Here is a 14,562-nt window from a genome sequence, read left to right as displayed (position 1 = left end):
AGCGCTCAGCCCGCGACGAACGCCGCGCGCCGGGCGTCCCACTCCGGGCGCAGCAGGCCCCAGAGTTGCTGGTCCCGGCGTTGCCCCTGGAACAGACAGTGCCCGCGCAGGGTGCCTTCCATCGTGAAGCCCACCTTGCGCGCCACGCCCTGAGAGCCCGTGTTCTCCGCCAGCGTCGTCAGCCACACCCGCTGGAGGTAGGGCAGCGTGAACAACTGCTCCAGCATCAACCCCACCGCGCGGGAGCCCAGGCCCCGGCCGTGGTGCGCGTCCGCCATCATGTAGCCCAGCTCGATGCGGCCATGCACGCGCGACAAATCCCGCGCGGACACCGTCCCCACGAGCTGCCCGTCCGCCTCCACGAACCACCGGAAGCTCCGCGCGCGGGGCTCACCCAACGCGCCCGCTTCCAGGATGCGCCGCAGGAGCAGCTCCCGCGTGTCGTCCTCCGTGTCCACGAAGCGCCGCGCGCCAGGGGCCGCCCGCATGTCCAGCCAGAAGTCCACGTGCTCCGGCCGGGCGCGAACGAGTCGGACATCGGAAACGGGAGCACCGGGCAACATGCCTCGCTTCTAGCGCGCCCCACGCCGCGGCGCAGCAATTCAGGAGGCCCGCGCGAACCAGGACCGGAAGCGCCTGCGCCATGCACCTTGCCGGCATTCCACCGGGCGCGCCCCACCCTGAAACGGCCGAGGGCCGCGGCCCGGAGCACGTGGCTCCCGGCGCGGCCCTCGCTCCTCACCGAACAGGTGAGGCATTCTCTCCTCAGGCGGAGGTGATGGTGCCGTCCTTGATGATGAAGTCGCGGCGGGTGAACTTCGCCGTCAGCTCGGAGGGCTGGCGCAGCGAGTAGTCCTTGGCGATTTCCGTGCTCGGGATGAGGTGGAAGGCCGCCTTCGCCTCCGTGCCGCCGACCTCCAGCACCACGAAGCCGTGGGCATCACCGTCCACGAACGCCATGCCGGGGTGCGCTTCCTTCAGCGACTTGTCCAGCTCCGTCACGATGTACCGGTACACCGTGCTGCCGGTGGAGAAGCCCGCGCCGATGACGGCCAGGCCCGCCAGCTCCTTGATGGAGCCGGAGGAGATGGCCGGCGTCGTCAGCGCGGGGATGCCGGACTCCACGGACGCGAAGGACGCGTGGATGTCGCCGGAGATGAACAGCGCGTTCTTCACCTGGCTGTCGCGCAGGAACTTCAAGAACTCCTGCTTCTTCGTGGGGAAGCCGTCCCACTGGTCCACGTTGAAGTAGAAGTCCTGGCGCAGCGTGGGGTCCGGGACGTCCGCCTTCTCGCTCAGCTTGAACACCATGGAGGTGAGCGAAATCGAGGAGACGATGATCTTCCACGCGTTGTCCGCCTGCACGGACTCCTGGAGCCACGCCTGCTGCTCGTTGCCGAAGATGCCCTCCGAGGCTCCCGCGGTGCCCATGTACTTGATGGCCGCGTACAGGTCGAAGATGGGCTTCACCACGACGTAGCGCGAGCCCTGGATGCCGAAGAGGCCCGTCTTGCCCATGTGCGCATAGGCCAGACCGCGCGGCGCGCCCGTCGCGGGGATGAGCGGAATGGCCGAATCGCCCGCCGCCTCACGCGCCTGGTTGACGGCGTTGAGCACCTGGTTGACGTAGAACAGCGACAGCCCACCGGAGACCCAGGCGCCCGCCTTCTCGGTCGCCTCTCCCGACGTGAGCCCGGCGGCGACGGCCTGCTGCACGTACACGCCCGTGAGGATCTGCTTGTAGGGCGCCAGCTCCGCCGCGTCGATGTCCACGTAGGCGAACATGTCGGACTGCAACTGCGCCTGCGTGGCCTCCGGCAGCGACGACAGCACCAGGGCCAGCTGCTCGGCCGGCACCGCCACCTTGCCCGGGTACGCGTCCTCGGGGATGAGGTGGTCCGGGCGGTACGTGCGCGTGTCCGTCACCAGCAGCTTCAGGTTCCGGCCGAACTCGAAGTCGCGGTAGATGCGCGTCGGCTGGGCCACCACGGCGTTGATGTCGATGGCGCCCGCGTCGCTCGCGCCGTGGTCCATGGGGATGTACTCGAAGAAGGCCTGCTCCGCGTTGCGGCGGCGCTCGGTCTGCTTCTCGTTGGTGCGCTCGTCTGTGTACGTGGCGACGTCGCCCCAGCAGTCGTCGGAGAACTCGTGGTCATCCCACGTGATGACGAACGGGTAGCGCTCGTGCACCTGCTGGATGACCTTATCCGTGCGCAGGGTCTTGTAGAGGTCGCGGTAGTTGGACAGCGAGTTGGCCGCGTAGAACGCCGTCAGGCCCGTGCCCTGGCGGAGCGCCTTCTCGGGCTCGCTGAAGACGATGCCGCGTCCGTCCACGGACTGGAACGACGCGTCGCCCGTCGTCTCGTAGACGTAGTCGCCCAGGAACACGACGAAGTCGAGGTCCTCGTTGAGCTGCAGCAGGTGCTGCCACGCGTTGTAGTAACGACCGATGTAGTCCTGGCAGCTGGCGAAGACGAACTTCACCGGCACGTCGTCGCCCGCGGCCGGCGCGGTGCGGGTGCGGCCCGTCACCGTGGAGTACTTCTGACCGTTCGCGTCGATGGTGAAGCGGTAGTAGTACGTCGTGCGCGCCGACAGGTTGGTGACCTTCACCTTCAACGCATGGTCGAACTGCGCCTGCGCGGTGAACTGCTGGTCCAGCACCACGCTGCTGAACGACTCGCTGGTGGACACCTCCAGCCGCACCTGCGTGTTCGCCCCCGCGTTGTCCGGGTCCACCGCCCGCACCCACAACACCACGCTGTCCGGACGCGGGTCACCCGAGCACACGGACTGCGGGAAGTACTTCTCGCCAGCATCCGACGTCGTCTCGTCGTCGGAACATCCGAACGCAGTGGTCGCGGCAACGGCGACGACGGCCTGGAGGAAACTGCGGCGTTTGAATCTATCGAACAAGGCGGGACTCCGGGTTGCGCGGGTTAGGAGACAGGGCCGCGAGTCTAGAGCGCTCTTCCACTCAGCAGGAAACATCCCCACGGAATGAAACGACAACGCATCGTGTCACCCACGCCCGGTGCGAACCCACGCGAAGGACGCCGGACACCAAGCAAAAGGGCCGCCCACCTCGCGGCGGACGGCCCTCTGGCTTTCATGGTGAATTGCCACCATCCGGGGAAAAGCCCCGGGGACCGGACTACTTCACGGCCTTCACACGGCCGCGCTTCTCGCTGCCACCTTCGGCCGGCGCGGACTCGTCCGGCGCCGCGGCGACGGGCGCACCCGACTTGCCGATGCCGTACTTCTCCAGCACGCGGCCTTCGATGTCCTTCGCGATCTCCGGGTGCTCGCGCAGGTACTCCTTCACGTTCTCCCGGCCCTGGCCGATGCGCTCACCATTGAAGGAGAACCAGCTGCCGCTCTTCTCCACGATGTTCTCGTTGGAGGCGAGGTCGATGAGGTCGCCCTCACGGGAGATGCCCGTGCCGTACATGATGTCGAACTCGACTTCCTTGAACGGCGGCGCGACCTTGTTCTTCACCACCTTCACGCGGGTGCGGCTGCCCACCACGTTGTCGCCATTCTTGATGGCGCCGATGCGGCGGATGTCCAGGCGCTGCGACGCGTAGAACTTCAGCGCGTTACCGCCCGTCGTCGTCTCCGGGTTGCCGAACATCACGCCAATCTTCATGCGAATCTGGTTGATGAAGATGACGCACGTCTGGCTCTTGGCGATGGTGCCCGTCAGCTTGCGGAGCGCCTGGCTCATGAGGCGGGCCTGCACACCCATGTGCGCGTCGCCCATCTCACCCTCGAGCTCCGCCTTCGGCACGAGCGCGGCCACCGAGTCCACCACCAGCACGTCGATGGCGCCCGAGCGCACCAGCATCTCCGCGATTTCCAGCGCCTGCTCACCGGTGTCCGGCTGGCTCAGCAGCAGGTCATCGGTGCGCACGCCCAGCTTGCGCGCGTAGCCCACGTCCAGCGCGTGCTCCGCGTCCACGTAGCCGCAGATGCCGCCGCGCTTCTGCGCTTCGGCGACGATGTGGAGACACAGCGTCGTCTTACCGGACGACTCCGGCCCGAAGATTTCGATGATGCGGCCCTTGGGCACGCCACCCACGCCCAGGGCGATGTCCAGCGAGATGGAGCCCGTCGGGATGGCCTGAACGTCTCGCATCATTGGCTCGTCGTTGCCGAGCCGCATGATGGACCCCTTGCCGAACTGGCGCTCCACCGCGGACATCGCCAGTTCGATCGCCTTTTCCTTCTCCTGATTCACGGCCATTGCTCGTAGCTCCTTGTATTGGCGAGCCACCCCGGCTCACCTGAACGCGCTTTTAGTACGCGATGGGTAGACCCTAGTCCACCCCTCTGACATCCGTGCTGCATCCTGCCGGTCAGCCCTCGCGGAGGGCAGCCAGGAAGGCGGCCACCAGCCCCGCCAATCCCACCCACAGCCCCGTGTGCGCCACGCCCAGGAGCGCAAACACCGCCCCCGCCAGGGACACCAGGGACAGCATCAGCAACCCCACGCGGTACACGGGCGTCCGGGGCGGAGCAAGCCACAAGGCGGCCATCGCCAGCAGGGACAGACCCACCTGGGAGGTGAGCAGGCTGGCGTCCCCTTTGTGGACCAGCGCTTCATGGACGAATTGCACCCCGATGCCTCCCACCAACACCGCCATGGACGTACCTGGCTTCAGGCGGTGCGCCTTCCGCTGCAGGGTGTTGGCGCGCAGGTGCGCCAGGTCCTCGGGCTGGACTTCCAGGGCGTAGGGGAAGCCCAGGGACAACAGAGCCTCCACGGCGGCCGCGCGGCAGGTGCGTCCCTTCGCATCCACCAGTCCGGTGAGCCGCCCGCTCTCCAACAGCCGGAGGAAGGTGTCCGCCACCAGCCGGTCTCCGCCTGTCCTGGCCATCCGGGACAGCTGGAGGTTCAGCCGCGCCGCCACCAGGGGACGCTCCGCCTCCGGCACCCGCCGGGCCTGCTCGGTCAACACCAGCACCGGCAGGGGGAGGTCCAACGGCGGCGTGGGCGTCCCCCGGAGCAGAGGAACCGGAGTGGCCTCCAGCGGCGCGGGCTCGGGCGGCGCCTCCCACGGCGCGACCTCCCCCAGTGGCGCCTCGTCCTCGCCCTCCATGGGCCGCTGCGTGGGCGGATGTATGCGAGGCGCGTCGGGCACGGAGGAAACTGTAGCCACGGCTCCCGGGGAGGTTCAAAGCGACGTGCCCCCGCAACATTCACCGGGCAACGGGGTTGATGTCGGAGTGGACGACGCGGCTTCGGACGCACAGGCAATGCGGAGGGTGGCGGAGGGAGACATGAGTGCCCGGGAGCGCGCGCCTTCACCAGGTGCCGCTCCCTCACGCACAAACGACGAAGCCCGAGCCCCCTTCGCGGGAGCCCGGGCTTCTGGCGCTTCACGTCCGAAGACGCGCGGCGGCTACTCCACCGTCACGCTCTTGGCCAGGTTGCGCGGCTGGTCCACGTCGTTCCCGCGCAGGTCCGCCACGTGGTAGGCGAGCAGCTGCAGGGGGATGGTGGCCACCACCGGCGCCAGCAGCGCGCAAGCCGCTGGAATCCGGATGACCTGGTCGGCCAGCGTGGCCACGTGCTCGTCGTCCTCGTCGATGATGGCAATCACCTTGCCACCGCGCGCGCGGACCTCCTCGATGTTGCCGATGATTTTCTCGTACGCGACGTGCGGCTGCTTCGGCGCGATGACCACCACCGGCATCTTCTCGTCGATGAGCGCGATGGGGCCGTGCTTCATCTCACCGCCCGCGTAGCCCTCCGCGTGGATGTACGAGATTTCCTTCAGCTTGAGCGCGCCCTCCAGCGCCACCGGGTGCATGGGGCCGCGGCCGAGGAAGAGGAAGTCCTGCGAGTCCATGTACTCACGCGACACGCGCGTCACGGCCGGCTCGCACTTGAGGACGTCCTCAATCATCTTCGGCACCTTCGTGAGCTGCGTCAGGTGCTCCTGCGCCGCCGGCACGGACAGGGTGCCACGCATGCGGCCCAGCTTGACGGCCAGCAGGAACAAGGCCACCAGCTGCGTGGTGAACGCCTTGGTGGACGCCACGCCAATCTCCGGGCCCGCGTTGGTGAGCACGGAGAAGTCGGCCTCGCGCGTCATCGCGCTGCCAATGACGTTGCAGATGGCCATGGCCGTGGCGCCGCGGGCCTTGGCCTCCTTGAAGGCCGCCAGCGTGTCCGCCGTCTCGCCCGACTGGCTGATGGCGATGGCCAGGTGCGTGCCGTCGACGATGGGGTCGCGGTAGCGGAACTCGCTCGCCAGCTCCACCTCGACCGGCAGGCGCGCCAGCGACTCAATCATGTGCTTGCCCGCGACACCGGAGTGCCACGACGTGCCGCACGCGAGGATGGTGATCTTGGTCAGCGAGCGGACCTTCTCCGCCGACAGGTTCCAGCCCTCGAAGTGGACGTCGCCTTCCGACAGGAGCATCCGGCCGCGCAGCGTGTCCGCGACGGCGCGGGGCTGCTCCCAGATTTCCTTGTGCATGAAGTGCTTGTGGCCGCCCTTCTCCGCCATCATCGGCGTCCAGTCGATGCGGCGGGTGGGCCGGTTCACCTTCTGGCCCTGGCGGTTGAAGATGTCCACGGCCGCCGCGGTGATGACGGCCAGGTCACCCTCTTCCATGTAGACGAAGTCGCGCGTGTGCTCGAGCAGCGCCGGCACGTCGCTGGCCAGGAAGTTCTGCCCCTGGCCCAGGCCCAGCACCATGGGCGAGGCGTCCTTGGTGCAGACGATGCGGCTGGGGTCGCTGGCCGTCAGCACGGCCAGCGCGTAGGTGCCCTTCACCTGGGCAATGGCCGCGCGCACCGCGTCCGGCAGCTCCAGCCCGCGCTCCAGCTCTTCGGAGATGAGGTGCGCGAACACCTCCGAGTCCGTCTCCGAGGAGAAGACGTGCCCACGCGAGCGCAACTGCTCCTTGAGCGACAGGTGGTTTTCGATGATGCCGTTGTGCACCACCGCCACGTCCTTGTACGTGTGCGGGTGCGCGTTCTCGTCGGAGGGACGCCCGTGGGTCGCCCAGCGGGTGTGCCCGATGCCGATGTTGCCTGGTGGCTGGTCCGCCACCACCCGGTTTTCCAAGTTGCGGAGCTTGCCCGTGGCCCGCACGACATTGAGCTTGCGCTGATTCAGCACCGCCACGCCCGCCGAGTCATAGCCACGGTATTCGAGCCGCTTCAGGCCCGACACCAGGATGGGGGCTGATTCCTTGTCACCGACGTAACCAACAATCCCGCACATAGTTGCACCTCTCTCTCACGCCCTCGCCCGCCGGAGCAATCCGCGGGATTCCCCTACATCCCTGCCGGGCCGCGCTCTGCCTGGTACCCAAGCAAGAGCCGCGCCGACTATCCCGCCCGCGCCTTCGCCTGCCGCGCCTTCTTGGTGGCCACCCAACCTTCCTTGGTCACCTGTGGCGTCCGGGACACAGCGAGGCTCCCTGGAGGCACATTTTTCGTCACCGTGGTGCCCGCGCCGACATACGAGCCGTCGCCGACCTTCACGGGCGCGACGAGCTGGGTGTCGGAGCCGATGAACACACCATCCCCCAGCTCAGTCAGGTGCTTGTTCACCCCGTCATAGTTACAGGTGATGGTGCCCGCCCCCACGTTGCACCCGGAACCAATGACAGCGTCCCCCAGGTAAGTGAGGTGGTTGGCCTTCGAACCTTTTCCGATGCGGGCCTTCTTCGTCTCCACGAAGTTGCCCAGATGCACGTCCTCGGCCAGCTCCGTCCCTGGGCGCAGCCGCGAGAAGGGGCCAATGACGTTGCGCTCCCCCACCCGGGCCTCTTCCAGCACGGAGTAAGGCTTGATGACGGTGCCGTCCGCCACGGTGGAGGCGTGCAGCACGCTGCCCTGGCCAATGGTGCAGCCCTTGCCCACCACGGTGCCGGCGGCCAGCGTGACGGAGGGACCGATTTCGGTGTCGGGCCCCACGGTGACGCCTTCCTCGATGTAGGCGGTGGCGGGGTCCTGTAGCGAGACGCCGGCGCGCATGTGCGCCTCGTTGATGCGCTGCTGCAGCACGCGCGCGCGGGCGGCCAGCTCCACCCGGTCATTCACGCCGGCCGTCTCCGTGGCGTCCGCCTCCACCGAGCCCACCGGGCCCCGCTTCGCGGCCATCTCCACCAGGTCGGTGAGGTAGTACTCGCCCTGGGCGTTCTGCGGTTTGATTTCAGCCAGCGCCTTCCAGAGGAAGTCCGCGTCCACGGAGTAGATGCCGGCGTTGCACTCGCGCACCGCGCGCTGCTCCGGGGTGCAGTCCTTGTGCTCCACGATGCGCGTCACCTTGCCACCGTCGCGGATGACCCGGCCATAGCCCGTGGGGTCCTCCAGGGTGGTGGTCACCATGGCCAGCTTGCCGCCCGCCTGGTCATGGGCGGCCAGCAGCGCCTCCAGCGTCTCGCGGCGCAGCAACGGCACATCGCCGTAAAGGATGAGGACCCGTCCGGAGTACCCCTTCAGGGCCTCCTCCGCGGAGCGCACCGCGTCCGCCGTCCCGCGCTGCTCGCGCTGGAGCGCGAAGCGCAGGGGGGCATCCGGGAAGAGGCCTCGGACGGCCTTTTCCACCGCTTCCGCCTGGTGGCCCACCACGGGGACCACCGACGTGGCGCCCAGTTCAAGGGCCCGCTTGAGGGGATACGCGCAAAGGGGTCGACCGAGGATGGGGTGAAGGACCTTCGCCTTCTCCGACTTCATCCGCGTGCCCTTGCCCGCGCACAGCACCACCGCCGCCAGAACGCTCATGCGGCGGAGAATTAGGGACAGCCAATCGAGTCGTCAACCGCGCGCGGATCAGAAGGCGTGACGGTGTCCACCGGCCGTGCCTTCGCACTGACCGAGACGCACAGGGTGTTGCGCTGAATCGTGATGCCGAAGCTGGGCTTCAAGAAGACCGTCACCTCGGCCGCGGTGGGCGCGGCGCCAGGTAGGGCCTTTTTCTCGGGTATGGCTTGCGTGCTCATACGCTCCCCCGGACGCGATTCATGATGGGACCAGGATGCACGCCGCCGGAGAACAATCCAAGAGGAAAAATGTTGTCAGGCTGAAATCCTGGTCCTGACCATACGGTTCGTGCATACCGGGACACATGTAGTCCGTCTGGTCCCCTGGCGTCGCCGGACTGGAGGGTAGGCTTTTGTCGCCCGGGTAACACATCACCCAGGACGAAAGCCAGCGATGGACTGTTCAGACAGCGCGAGGAGGGCTGAACCCGTGAAGGACACGAGCTTCCGCGGTGCGGTGCTGAAGCGAGGGCTGCTGGCCGCGGTGATGATGGTGGCGTGTGTGGCGCAGGCGGCGCGGCCCTACCGGGGCGGCGCGGTGGCCACGGCCTACCCGCAGGCGAGCGCGGCGGCGTTGGAGATGCTGGAGAAGGGCGGCAACGCCACGGACGCGGCGGTGGCGGCGGCCTTCGTGGCGGCGGTGGTGGGTCCCTACCACTCCGGCGTTGGCGGCGGCGGCTTCGCATTGGTGCACGACGCCAAGAGCGGCGACACGAAGGTGCTGGATTTCCGCGAGGTGGCCCCCAAGGCGGCCACGCGCGACATGTACGTGAAGGACGGCAAGGTGGTGCCGGGCCTGTCCACGGACGGCGCGCTGAGCGTGGCGGTGCCGGGCGCCGTCGCGGGCTACCTGGAGCTGCTCAAGGCGCACGGAAAGTTGAAGCCGGCGGTGGTGCTGGCGCCGGCCATCGCGGCGGCACGCAAGGGCATGTGGGTGACGCCGCGCTACCGCACCATGGCGGAGGGCCGGCTGGCCTGTCTGAGCCGGGACGCGGAGGCCTCACGCGTGTTCCTGGTGAAGAATGCCCAGGGCCAGTGGGAACCCCCGCCCGTGGGGCACGTCATCCGCCAGCCCGACCTGGCGCGTACGCTGTCCTCCATCGCGAAGGGGGGCGCCAAGGCCTTCTATGCGGGGCCGGTGGCGAAGGCCATCGCCACGTCGGTCCAGGCTGGCGGCGGCATCCTCACCCAGGAGGACCTCGCGGCCTACAAGACGCGGAGCGCCACGCCCCTGGAGGGCACGTACCGCGGCCACCGCATCCTCACCATGCCGCCGCCGAGCGCGGGGGGCGTGGCCGTCATCCAGGTGCTGACCGCGATGGAGCAACTGCGCCCCCAGGGCGTGACGTTCCGCGACGCGGAGGCGCTGCACCTCTACGCGGAAGCCGTGCGGCGGGCCTACGTGGACCGCGCGAAGTACCTGGGGGACCCGGCCTTCGTGGACGTGCCCCTGGCGCGGCTGGTGTCACCCGGCCACGTCGCGGACCTGGCGGGCTCCATCGACCCGAAGAAGGCCACGCCCAGCGCGTCGCTGCTGGCGCCGAAGGAAGGCGTGCGGGGCTCCACGCTGACGGACGAGCCCACCACCCTGACGCCCGAGCCGGAGAAGAAGAACACCACGCACATCTCCGTCATCGACAAGGACGGCAACGCGGTGGCGATGACGACCACGGTGAACTACGGCTTCGGCTCGTGCGTGGTGGCCAAGGGCACCGGCGTGCTGCTCAACGATGAGATGGATGACTTCGCCGCGCAGCCGGGCGTGCCCAACGCGTACGGCCTGGTGACGGGCGAGCCCAACGCCATCGCACCGGGCAAGGTTCCGCTGTCCTCCATGGCCCCCACGCTGGTGTTCTCCAAGGAAGACCCCCGGCGCGTCATGCTCGCGGTGGGCAGCCCTGGCGGCTCCACCATCCCCACCACCGTCATCCAGGTCATCAGCAACGTGGTGGACCACGGCATGGACGTGGCGCGAGCGGTGAATGAAGGCCGCGTGCATCACCAGTACCTGCCCGACGAGCTGTGGGTGGACAAGTGGGGCCTGGAGCCGGCGACGCTGTCCGTGCTGGAGGCCAAGGGCCACAAGGTGCGCCGCGTGGAGCAGTGGGGCGACGCGGAGGCCGTCTACAGCGACCCGAAGACGGGGCTGCGCTTCTCCGCGAGTGACCCGCGCAACGAGGGCGCCGCCCTGGGACAGGATTGAGCAGTGCCCACCCCACCGCCCATCTTCGACGCCCACCTCCACCCGGAGAGCCTGAGCGACCAGGATTTGGAGTCCATGCGCTTCTTCGGCGTGGAGCGGGCGCTGGTGGTGGCGCACCACTTCCCGGAGCCCACGTCCAAGGCGCTGCTGCGGCACTTCGACGACCTGGTGGAACGCCAGCTCCCCCGGCTGGAGCGCCTGGGCATCCGCGCCTACGCGGCCCTGGGCGTCCACCCACGCTGCATCCCCCGGCGCGGCTTGAGCGAGGTGCTGTCCGCGCTGCCTGACTACTTCCAGGGCGGGCGCGTGGTGGCCCTGGGCGAGACGGGCCTGCACACGGGCGGCGAGGAGGAAGAAGAAGCCTTCCTGGAGCAGCTCGCGCTGGCCCGCAGCCTCAAGCTGCGCGTGGTGGTGCACACCCCCACCACGGACAAGGAGCGCCACACGCGGCGCATCCTCACGCTCCTGCGGCAGTCGGGACTGCTGCCCTCGCGCGCGCTGGTGGACCACGCCAACGCCCGGACGGTGCGCACCATCCTGGAGGTGGGCCACTGGGCCGGGCTGACGCTGCACCCCGAGGCGCTCAAGGCCGAGCGCGCGGTGGTGCTGGTGCGGCGGTTGGGCAGTGAGCGGCTGATGCTCAACTCCGACGCGGGCGACGGCGCCGGGGACATCCTCGGCCTGGCGCGCGCCGCCAACCTGCTGACCAAGGCCAACCTGTCCGCGCGCATCGTCCGCCGCGTCACCCACGAGAACGCCGCTCGCTTCTTCCAGGTGGGCGACTGACACTCGCGCGGCGCCGTACCGCCACCGTGGCCGGCGCCCGTTGACCCGGGTCCGCCATCCTCCGTGGCGGAATCTTGCGATGAAACGGCGCGCTCTTCGTCATTCCCATCAGGAGCACGCAGCGGAAATAGGCCGGTCCCCCGCACGTTGCCCCCTCACCCGCGCTGGGAGTGGCATTTGCACCGCTTGGTCGTCTTCGTCGTCAGCCTCGCGCTCGCAGGCTGCGCTGGCTCGTCATCCGCCCAGCGCCCTGCGTCATCCACCGAACATCCGGTGCCGTCCACGCCGAGCCCCCTGGAGCCTGACGCAGGACGCCAACTGACCGCCACACCCGGGCGGTTCCTGGCGACCTGCCTGTGCGACGTGCAACGGGCCTCGGCGCGCATCAACGCCCTGCTGTCACTGCCCGAGCCCCGGAACGTGGAGGTGGCCCTCACCGCCTACGACGACGCCATCGCACTGCTGGACGACGCCAACGGCCGCGCGGGCATCGGTGCCAACACCCACCCGGACGCCGCGTTCCGCGCGGCGGCGGCGCGCTGCGCCCAGGCAGCGGATGGCATGCGCACGGACGTGTCGCTCAACCCCCACGTCTACGCGGCTCTGGCCGCGCTGGACCTGAGCGGGCAGGACACCGCCACCCAGCGATGGGTGGACCTGGTGCTGCGAAACTTCCGGCGCGCGGGGGTGAACCGGGACGAGGCCACCCGCGCGCGGCTGCGCGAGCTGAACGACGCCCTCACCCGGCTGGGGCAGGCGTTCAGCCAGCACATCCGCGAAGACGTCCGGCACGTGGACGTGACACCCGAAGCGCTGGAGGGCCTTCCCGACGATTACATCCGGGACCATCCGCCCGGGCCCGACGGCCGGGTGCGCGTCACCACCGACGCCTCCGACGCCCTGCCCGTCCTGACGTACGCGCGCGACAACGGCGCCCGCGAGGCGCTCTGGCGCGCGGGCCAGCAGCGCGGCCATCCCCGCAACCTGGAGACGCTGTCACGCCTGCTCCAGACGCGCCACGACCTGGCCACGCTCCTGGGCTATCCGAGCTGGGCCGCCTACGCGTCCGAGGACAAGATGGTCCGGCACCAGCACGTGGCCGAGGACTTCATCGAACAGCTCGCCACCGCCACCACCACGCGCGTGCAGGACGACTACACCGCGCTGCTGGAGCGCAAGCGGCGCGACGTGCCCGGCGCGTCCCACGTGGAGCCGTGGGAGCAGACGTACCTCAAGGAACAGGTGCGCGCGGAGCGTTACCGCTTCGACTCGCGCGACCTGCGGCCCTACTTCGAATACACGCGGGTGAAGCAGGGCGTGCTGGACATCACCTCGCGGCTCTTCGGGCTCACCTACCGCCGCGTCCCGGACGCGCCGGTGTGGCACCCGGACATCGAGGCCTGGGACATCTACGAGGGACCCACGCGTCTGGGGCGCTTCTACCTGGACATGCACCCACGCCCGAACAAGTACGCCCATCCGGCGCAGTGGGACCTGGCCACCGGCCGCGCGGGCAGGACGCTTCCCGAAGGCGTGCTGACAGGCAACTTCCCGCGTCCCGGCGCCCACCCCGCGCTGCTCCAGCACTCCCAGGTGCAGACGTTCTTCCACGAGTTCGGCCACCTGCTGCACCACGTCCTCGGCGGCCGGACGCGCTGGGCCGGCCTGTCCGGCTCGCGCACGGAGCGTGACTTCGTGGAGGCTCCCGCCCAGGTGCTGGAGGAGTGGGCCTGGCGCCCGGAGTCACTCCAGACGTTCGCCCGGCACGTCGTCACCGGCGAGTTGCTGCCCACGGAGACCATCCTCCGGATGCGGCGCGCGGACGCCTTCGGCAAGGGACTGTGGCTTCGCCAACAGCTCTTCTACGCGGCCGTCAGCCTCCAGCTCCATGCGAGCGACCCCGCAGGCGTGGACACCACCGCGCGGGTGAACGCGCTCCAGGAGCGCTACATGCCCTTCCCCGCAGTGGACGACACCTACGCCCATCTCTCCTTCGTCCAGCTCGACGGCTACTACTCCTCCGCGTACTACGCCTACCTCTGGTCGCTCGTCATCGCCCGGGACCTGCTCACACCGTTCCTGGAGCACGGGCTGATGGACACCTCCACCGCCCAGCGCTACCGGGACGCCGTGCTGGGGCCGGGCGGCTCCCGTGACGCGGCGGACCTGGTCCGGTCATTCCTGGGCAGGGACTACGGCTTCGAGGCGTATACCCGTTGGCTGGACGACGCCTGACGCTGCTCGTCAGGGCCTGTAAAAACCAAGGGCCCCGCGATGTGAATCGCGAGGCCCCTTGGGTTGTGAATCCGTCAACCCGTTGACACTCCGCTCACGCGGAGTCAGCGCTCAGTGCACCGCGGGTGCGGACACCGTCTGCTCGGGCTGCAGAGTGATGCCCTGGGAACCCGAATCGAAACGGACCTGCACGGGAACGCCCTGATAGCGGTACTGAGCCAGGGAGTCAGCCGCCTCGTCGAGCTGGCGCTGATAGCGCTCATCGAGCTCCACGGCGATCAGCAGCATCGTCTCGCCCGCGTCCTCGACGCCCGGGCGGTACACCTGGCACCGCTGGAACCGCGCCCAGCGACCGTTCTCCATCTTCACCAGCTCGCCGTCGTAAGCCATGCGCAGCTCCTCTGCCGTAAATCCAACGGAATCGAATGTAGGGCCGGATTAACTCCGTGTCATCCCCCTACTTGAAAATTCGTCAAAAGCCTGGAAGTCCAAGAGGTTACAAGCACAACTGGCAGGCATCCAGGCGAGGAGCCAGGGCAACTGCTCAAAAA

11 protein-coding genes are annotated in these 14,562 nt (G+C 68.7%); 3 read left to right on the top strand and 8 right to left on the bottom strand.

Features of this window, described 5'->3' with window-relative positions; genetic code table 11:
- Positions 1 to 5 precede the first annotated feature (5 nt).
- From FMQ63_RS19395 to FMQ63_RS19365, 7 genes are all read right to left on the bottom strand, one after another.
- Positions 6 to 563, bottom strand: coding sequence for a GNAT family N-acetyltransferase (locus FMQ63_RS19395; protein WP_011551507.1), 558 nt, complete (start codon positions 561 to 563; stop codon positions 6 to 8).
- Positions 564 to 765: 202 nt separating this feature from the next.
- Positions 766 to 2,991, bottom strand: a complete 2,226-nt coding sequence (locus tag FMQ63_RS19390; protein WP_011551506.1) for an alkaline phosphatase — start codon at positions 2,989 to 2,991, stop codon at positions 766 to 768.
- A gap of 163 nt (positions 2,992 to 3,154) precedes the next feature.
- Positions 3,155 to 4,246 carry a recombinase RecA gene (recA, locus tag FMQ63_RS19385; protein WP_011551505.1) on the bottom strand — a complete coding sequence of 364 codons (1,092 nt, stop codon included), beginning with the start codon at positions 4,244 to 4,246 and terminating at the stop codon, positions 3,155 to 3,157.
- 112 nt (positions 4,247 to 4,358) lie between these two features.
- Entirely contained in the window at positions 4,359 to 5,144 is a 786-nt protein-coding gene (locus tag FMQ63_RS19380) for a hypothetical protein (RefSeq protein WP_228556452.1), read from the bottom strand.
- A gap of 261 nt (positions 5,145 to 5,405) precedes the next feature.
- A complete protein-coding gene (gene glmS, locus FMQ63_RS19375; protein WP_011551503.1) occupies positions 5,406 to 7,241 on the bottom strand; it encodes a glutamine--fructose-6-phosphate transaminase (isomerizing) in 1,836 nt (611 codons plus the stop codon).
- Between the two features lie 107 nt (positions 7,242 to 7,348).
- Positions 7,349 to 8,749, bottom strand: coding sequence for a bifunctional UDP-N-acetylglucosamine diphosphorylase/glucosamine-1-phosphate N-acetyltransferase GlmU (gene glmU / locus FMQ63_RS19370; protein ID WP_011551502.1), 1,401 nt, complete (start codon positions 8,747 to 8,749; stop codon positions 7,349 to 7,351).
- An 11-nt stretch (positions 8,750 to 8,760) separates the two neighbouring features.
- Positions 8,761 to 8,967: a hypothetical protein gene (locus tag FMQ63_RS19365; RefSeq protein WP_011551501.1), complete on the bottom strand. Its 207-nt coding sequence runs from the start codon at positions 8,965 to 8,967 to the stop codon at positions 8,761 to 8,763.
- A 214-nt stretch (positions 8,968 to 9,181) separates the two neighbouring features.
- Between FMQ63_RS19365 and ggt the strand changes: the two genes are divergently transcribed.
- The 3 genes from ggt to FMQ63_RS19350 all read left to right on the top strand — a co-directional run bounded on the left by ggt (position 9,182) and on the right by FMQ63_RS19350 (position 14,011).
- Positions 9,182 to 10,990, top strand: coding sequence for a gamma-glutamyltransferase (gene ggt, locus FMQ63_RS19360; RefSeq protein ID WP_011551500.1), 1,809 nt, complete (start codon positions 9,182 to 9,184; stop codon positions 10,988 to 10,990).
- Positions 10,991 to 10,993: 3 nt separating this feature from the next.
- Entirely contained in the window at positions 10,994 to 11,776 is a 783-nt protein-coding gene (locus tag FMQ63_RS19355; RefSeq protein WP_011551499.1) for a TatD family hydrolase, read from the top strand.
- 177 nt (positions 11,777 to 11,953) lie between these two features.
- The gene (locus FMQ63_RS19350) at positions 11,954 to 14,011 is read left to right on the top strand and encodes a M3 family metallopeptidase (RefSeq protein ID WP_020477752.1); all 2,058 of its coding nucleotides are present in this window, start codon (positions 11,954 to 11,956) and stop codon (positions 14,009 to 14,011) included.
- Between the two features lie 111 nt (positions 14,012 to 14,122).
- Here the strand turns inward: FMQ63_RS19350 and FMQ63_RS19345 are convergent, their stop codons facing one another.
- Positions 14,123 to 14,401: a hypothetical protein gene (locus tag FMQ63_RS19345; RefSeq protein WP_011551497.1), complete on the bottom strand. Its 279-nt coding sequence runs from the start codon at positions 14,399 to 14,401 to the stop codon at positions 14,123 to 14,125.
- Positions 14,402 to 14,562 lie beyond the last annotated feature (161 nt).

This window comes from Myxococcus sp. CA005 (assembly GCF_006518205.1).
Classification (GTDB): Bacteria; Myxococcota; Myxococcia; order Myxococcales; family Myxococcaceae; genus Myxococcus; species Myxococcus xanthus.
Note: the sequence above shows the minus strand (reverse complement) of the source record. Positions and strands in the feature narration are given on the sequence as shown.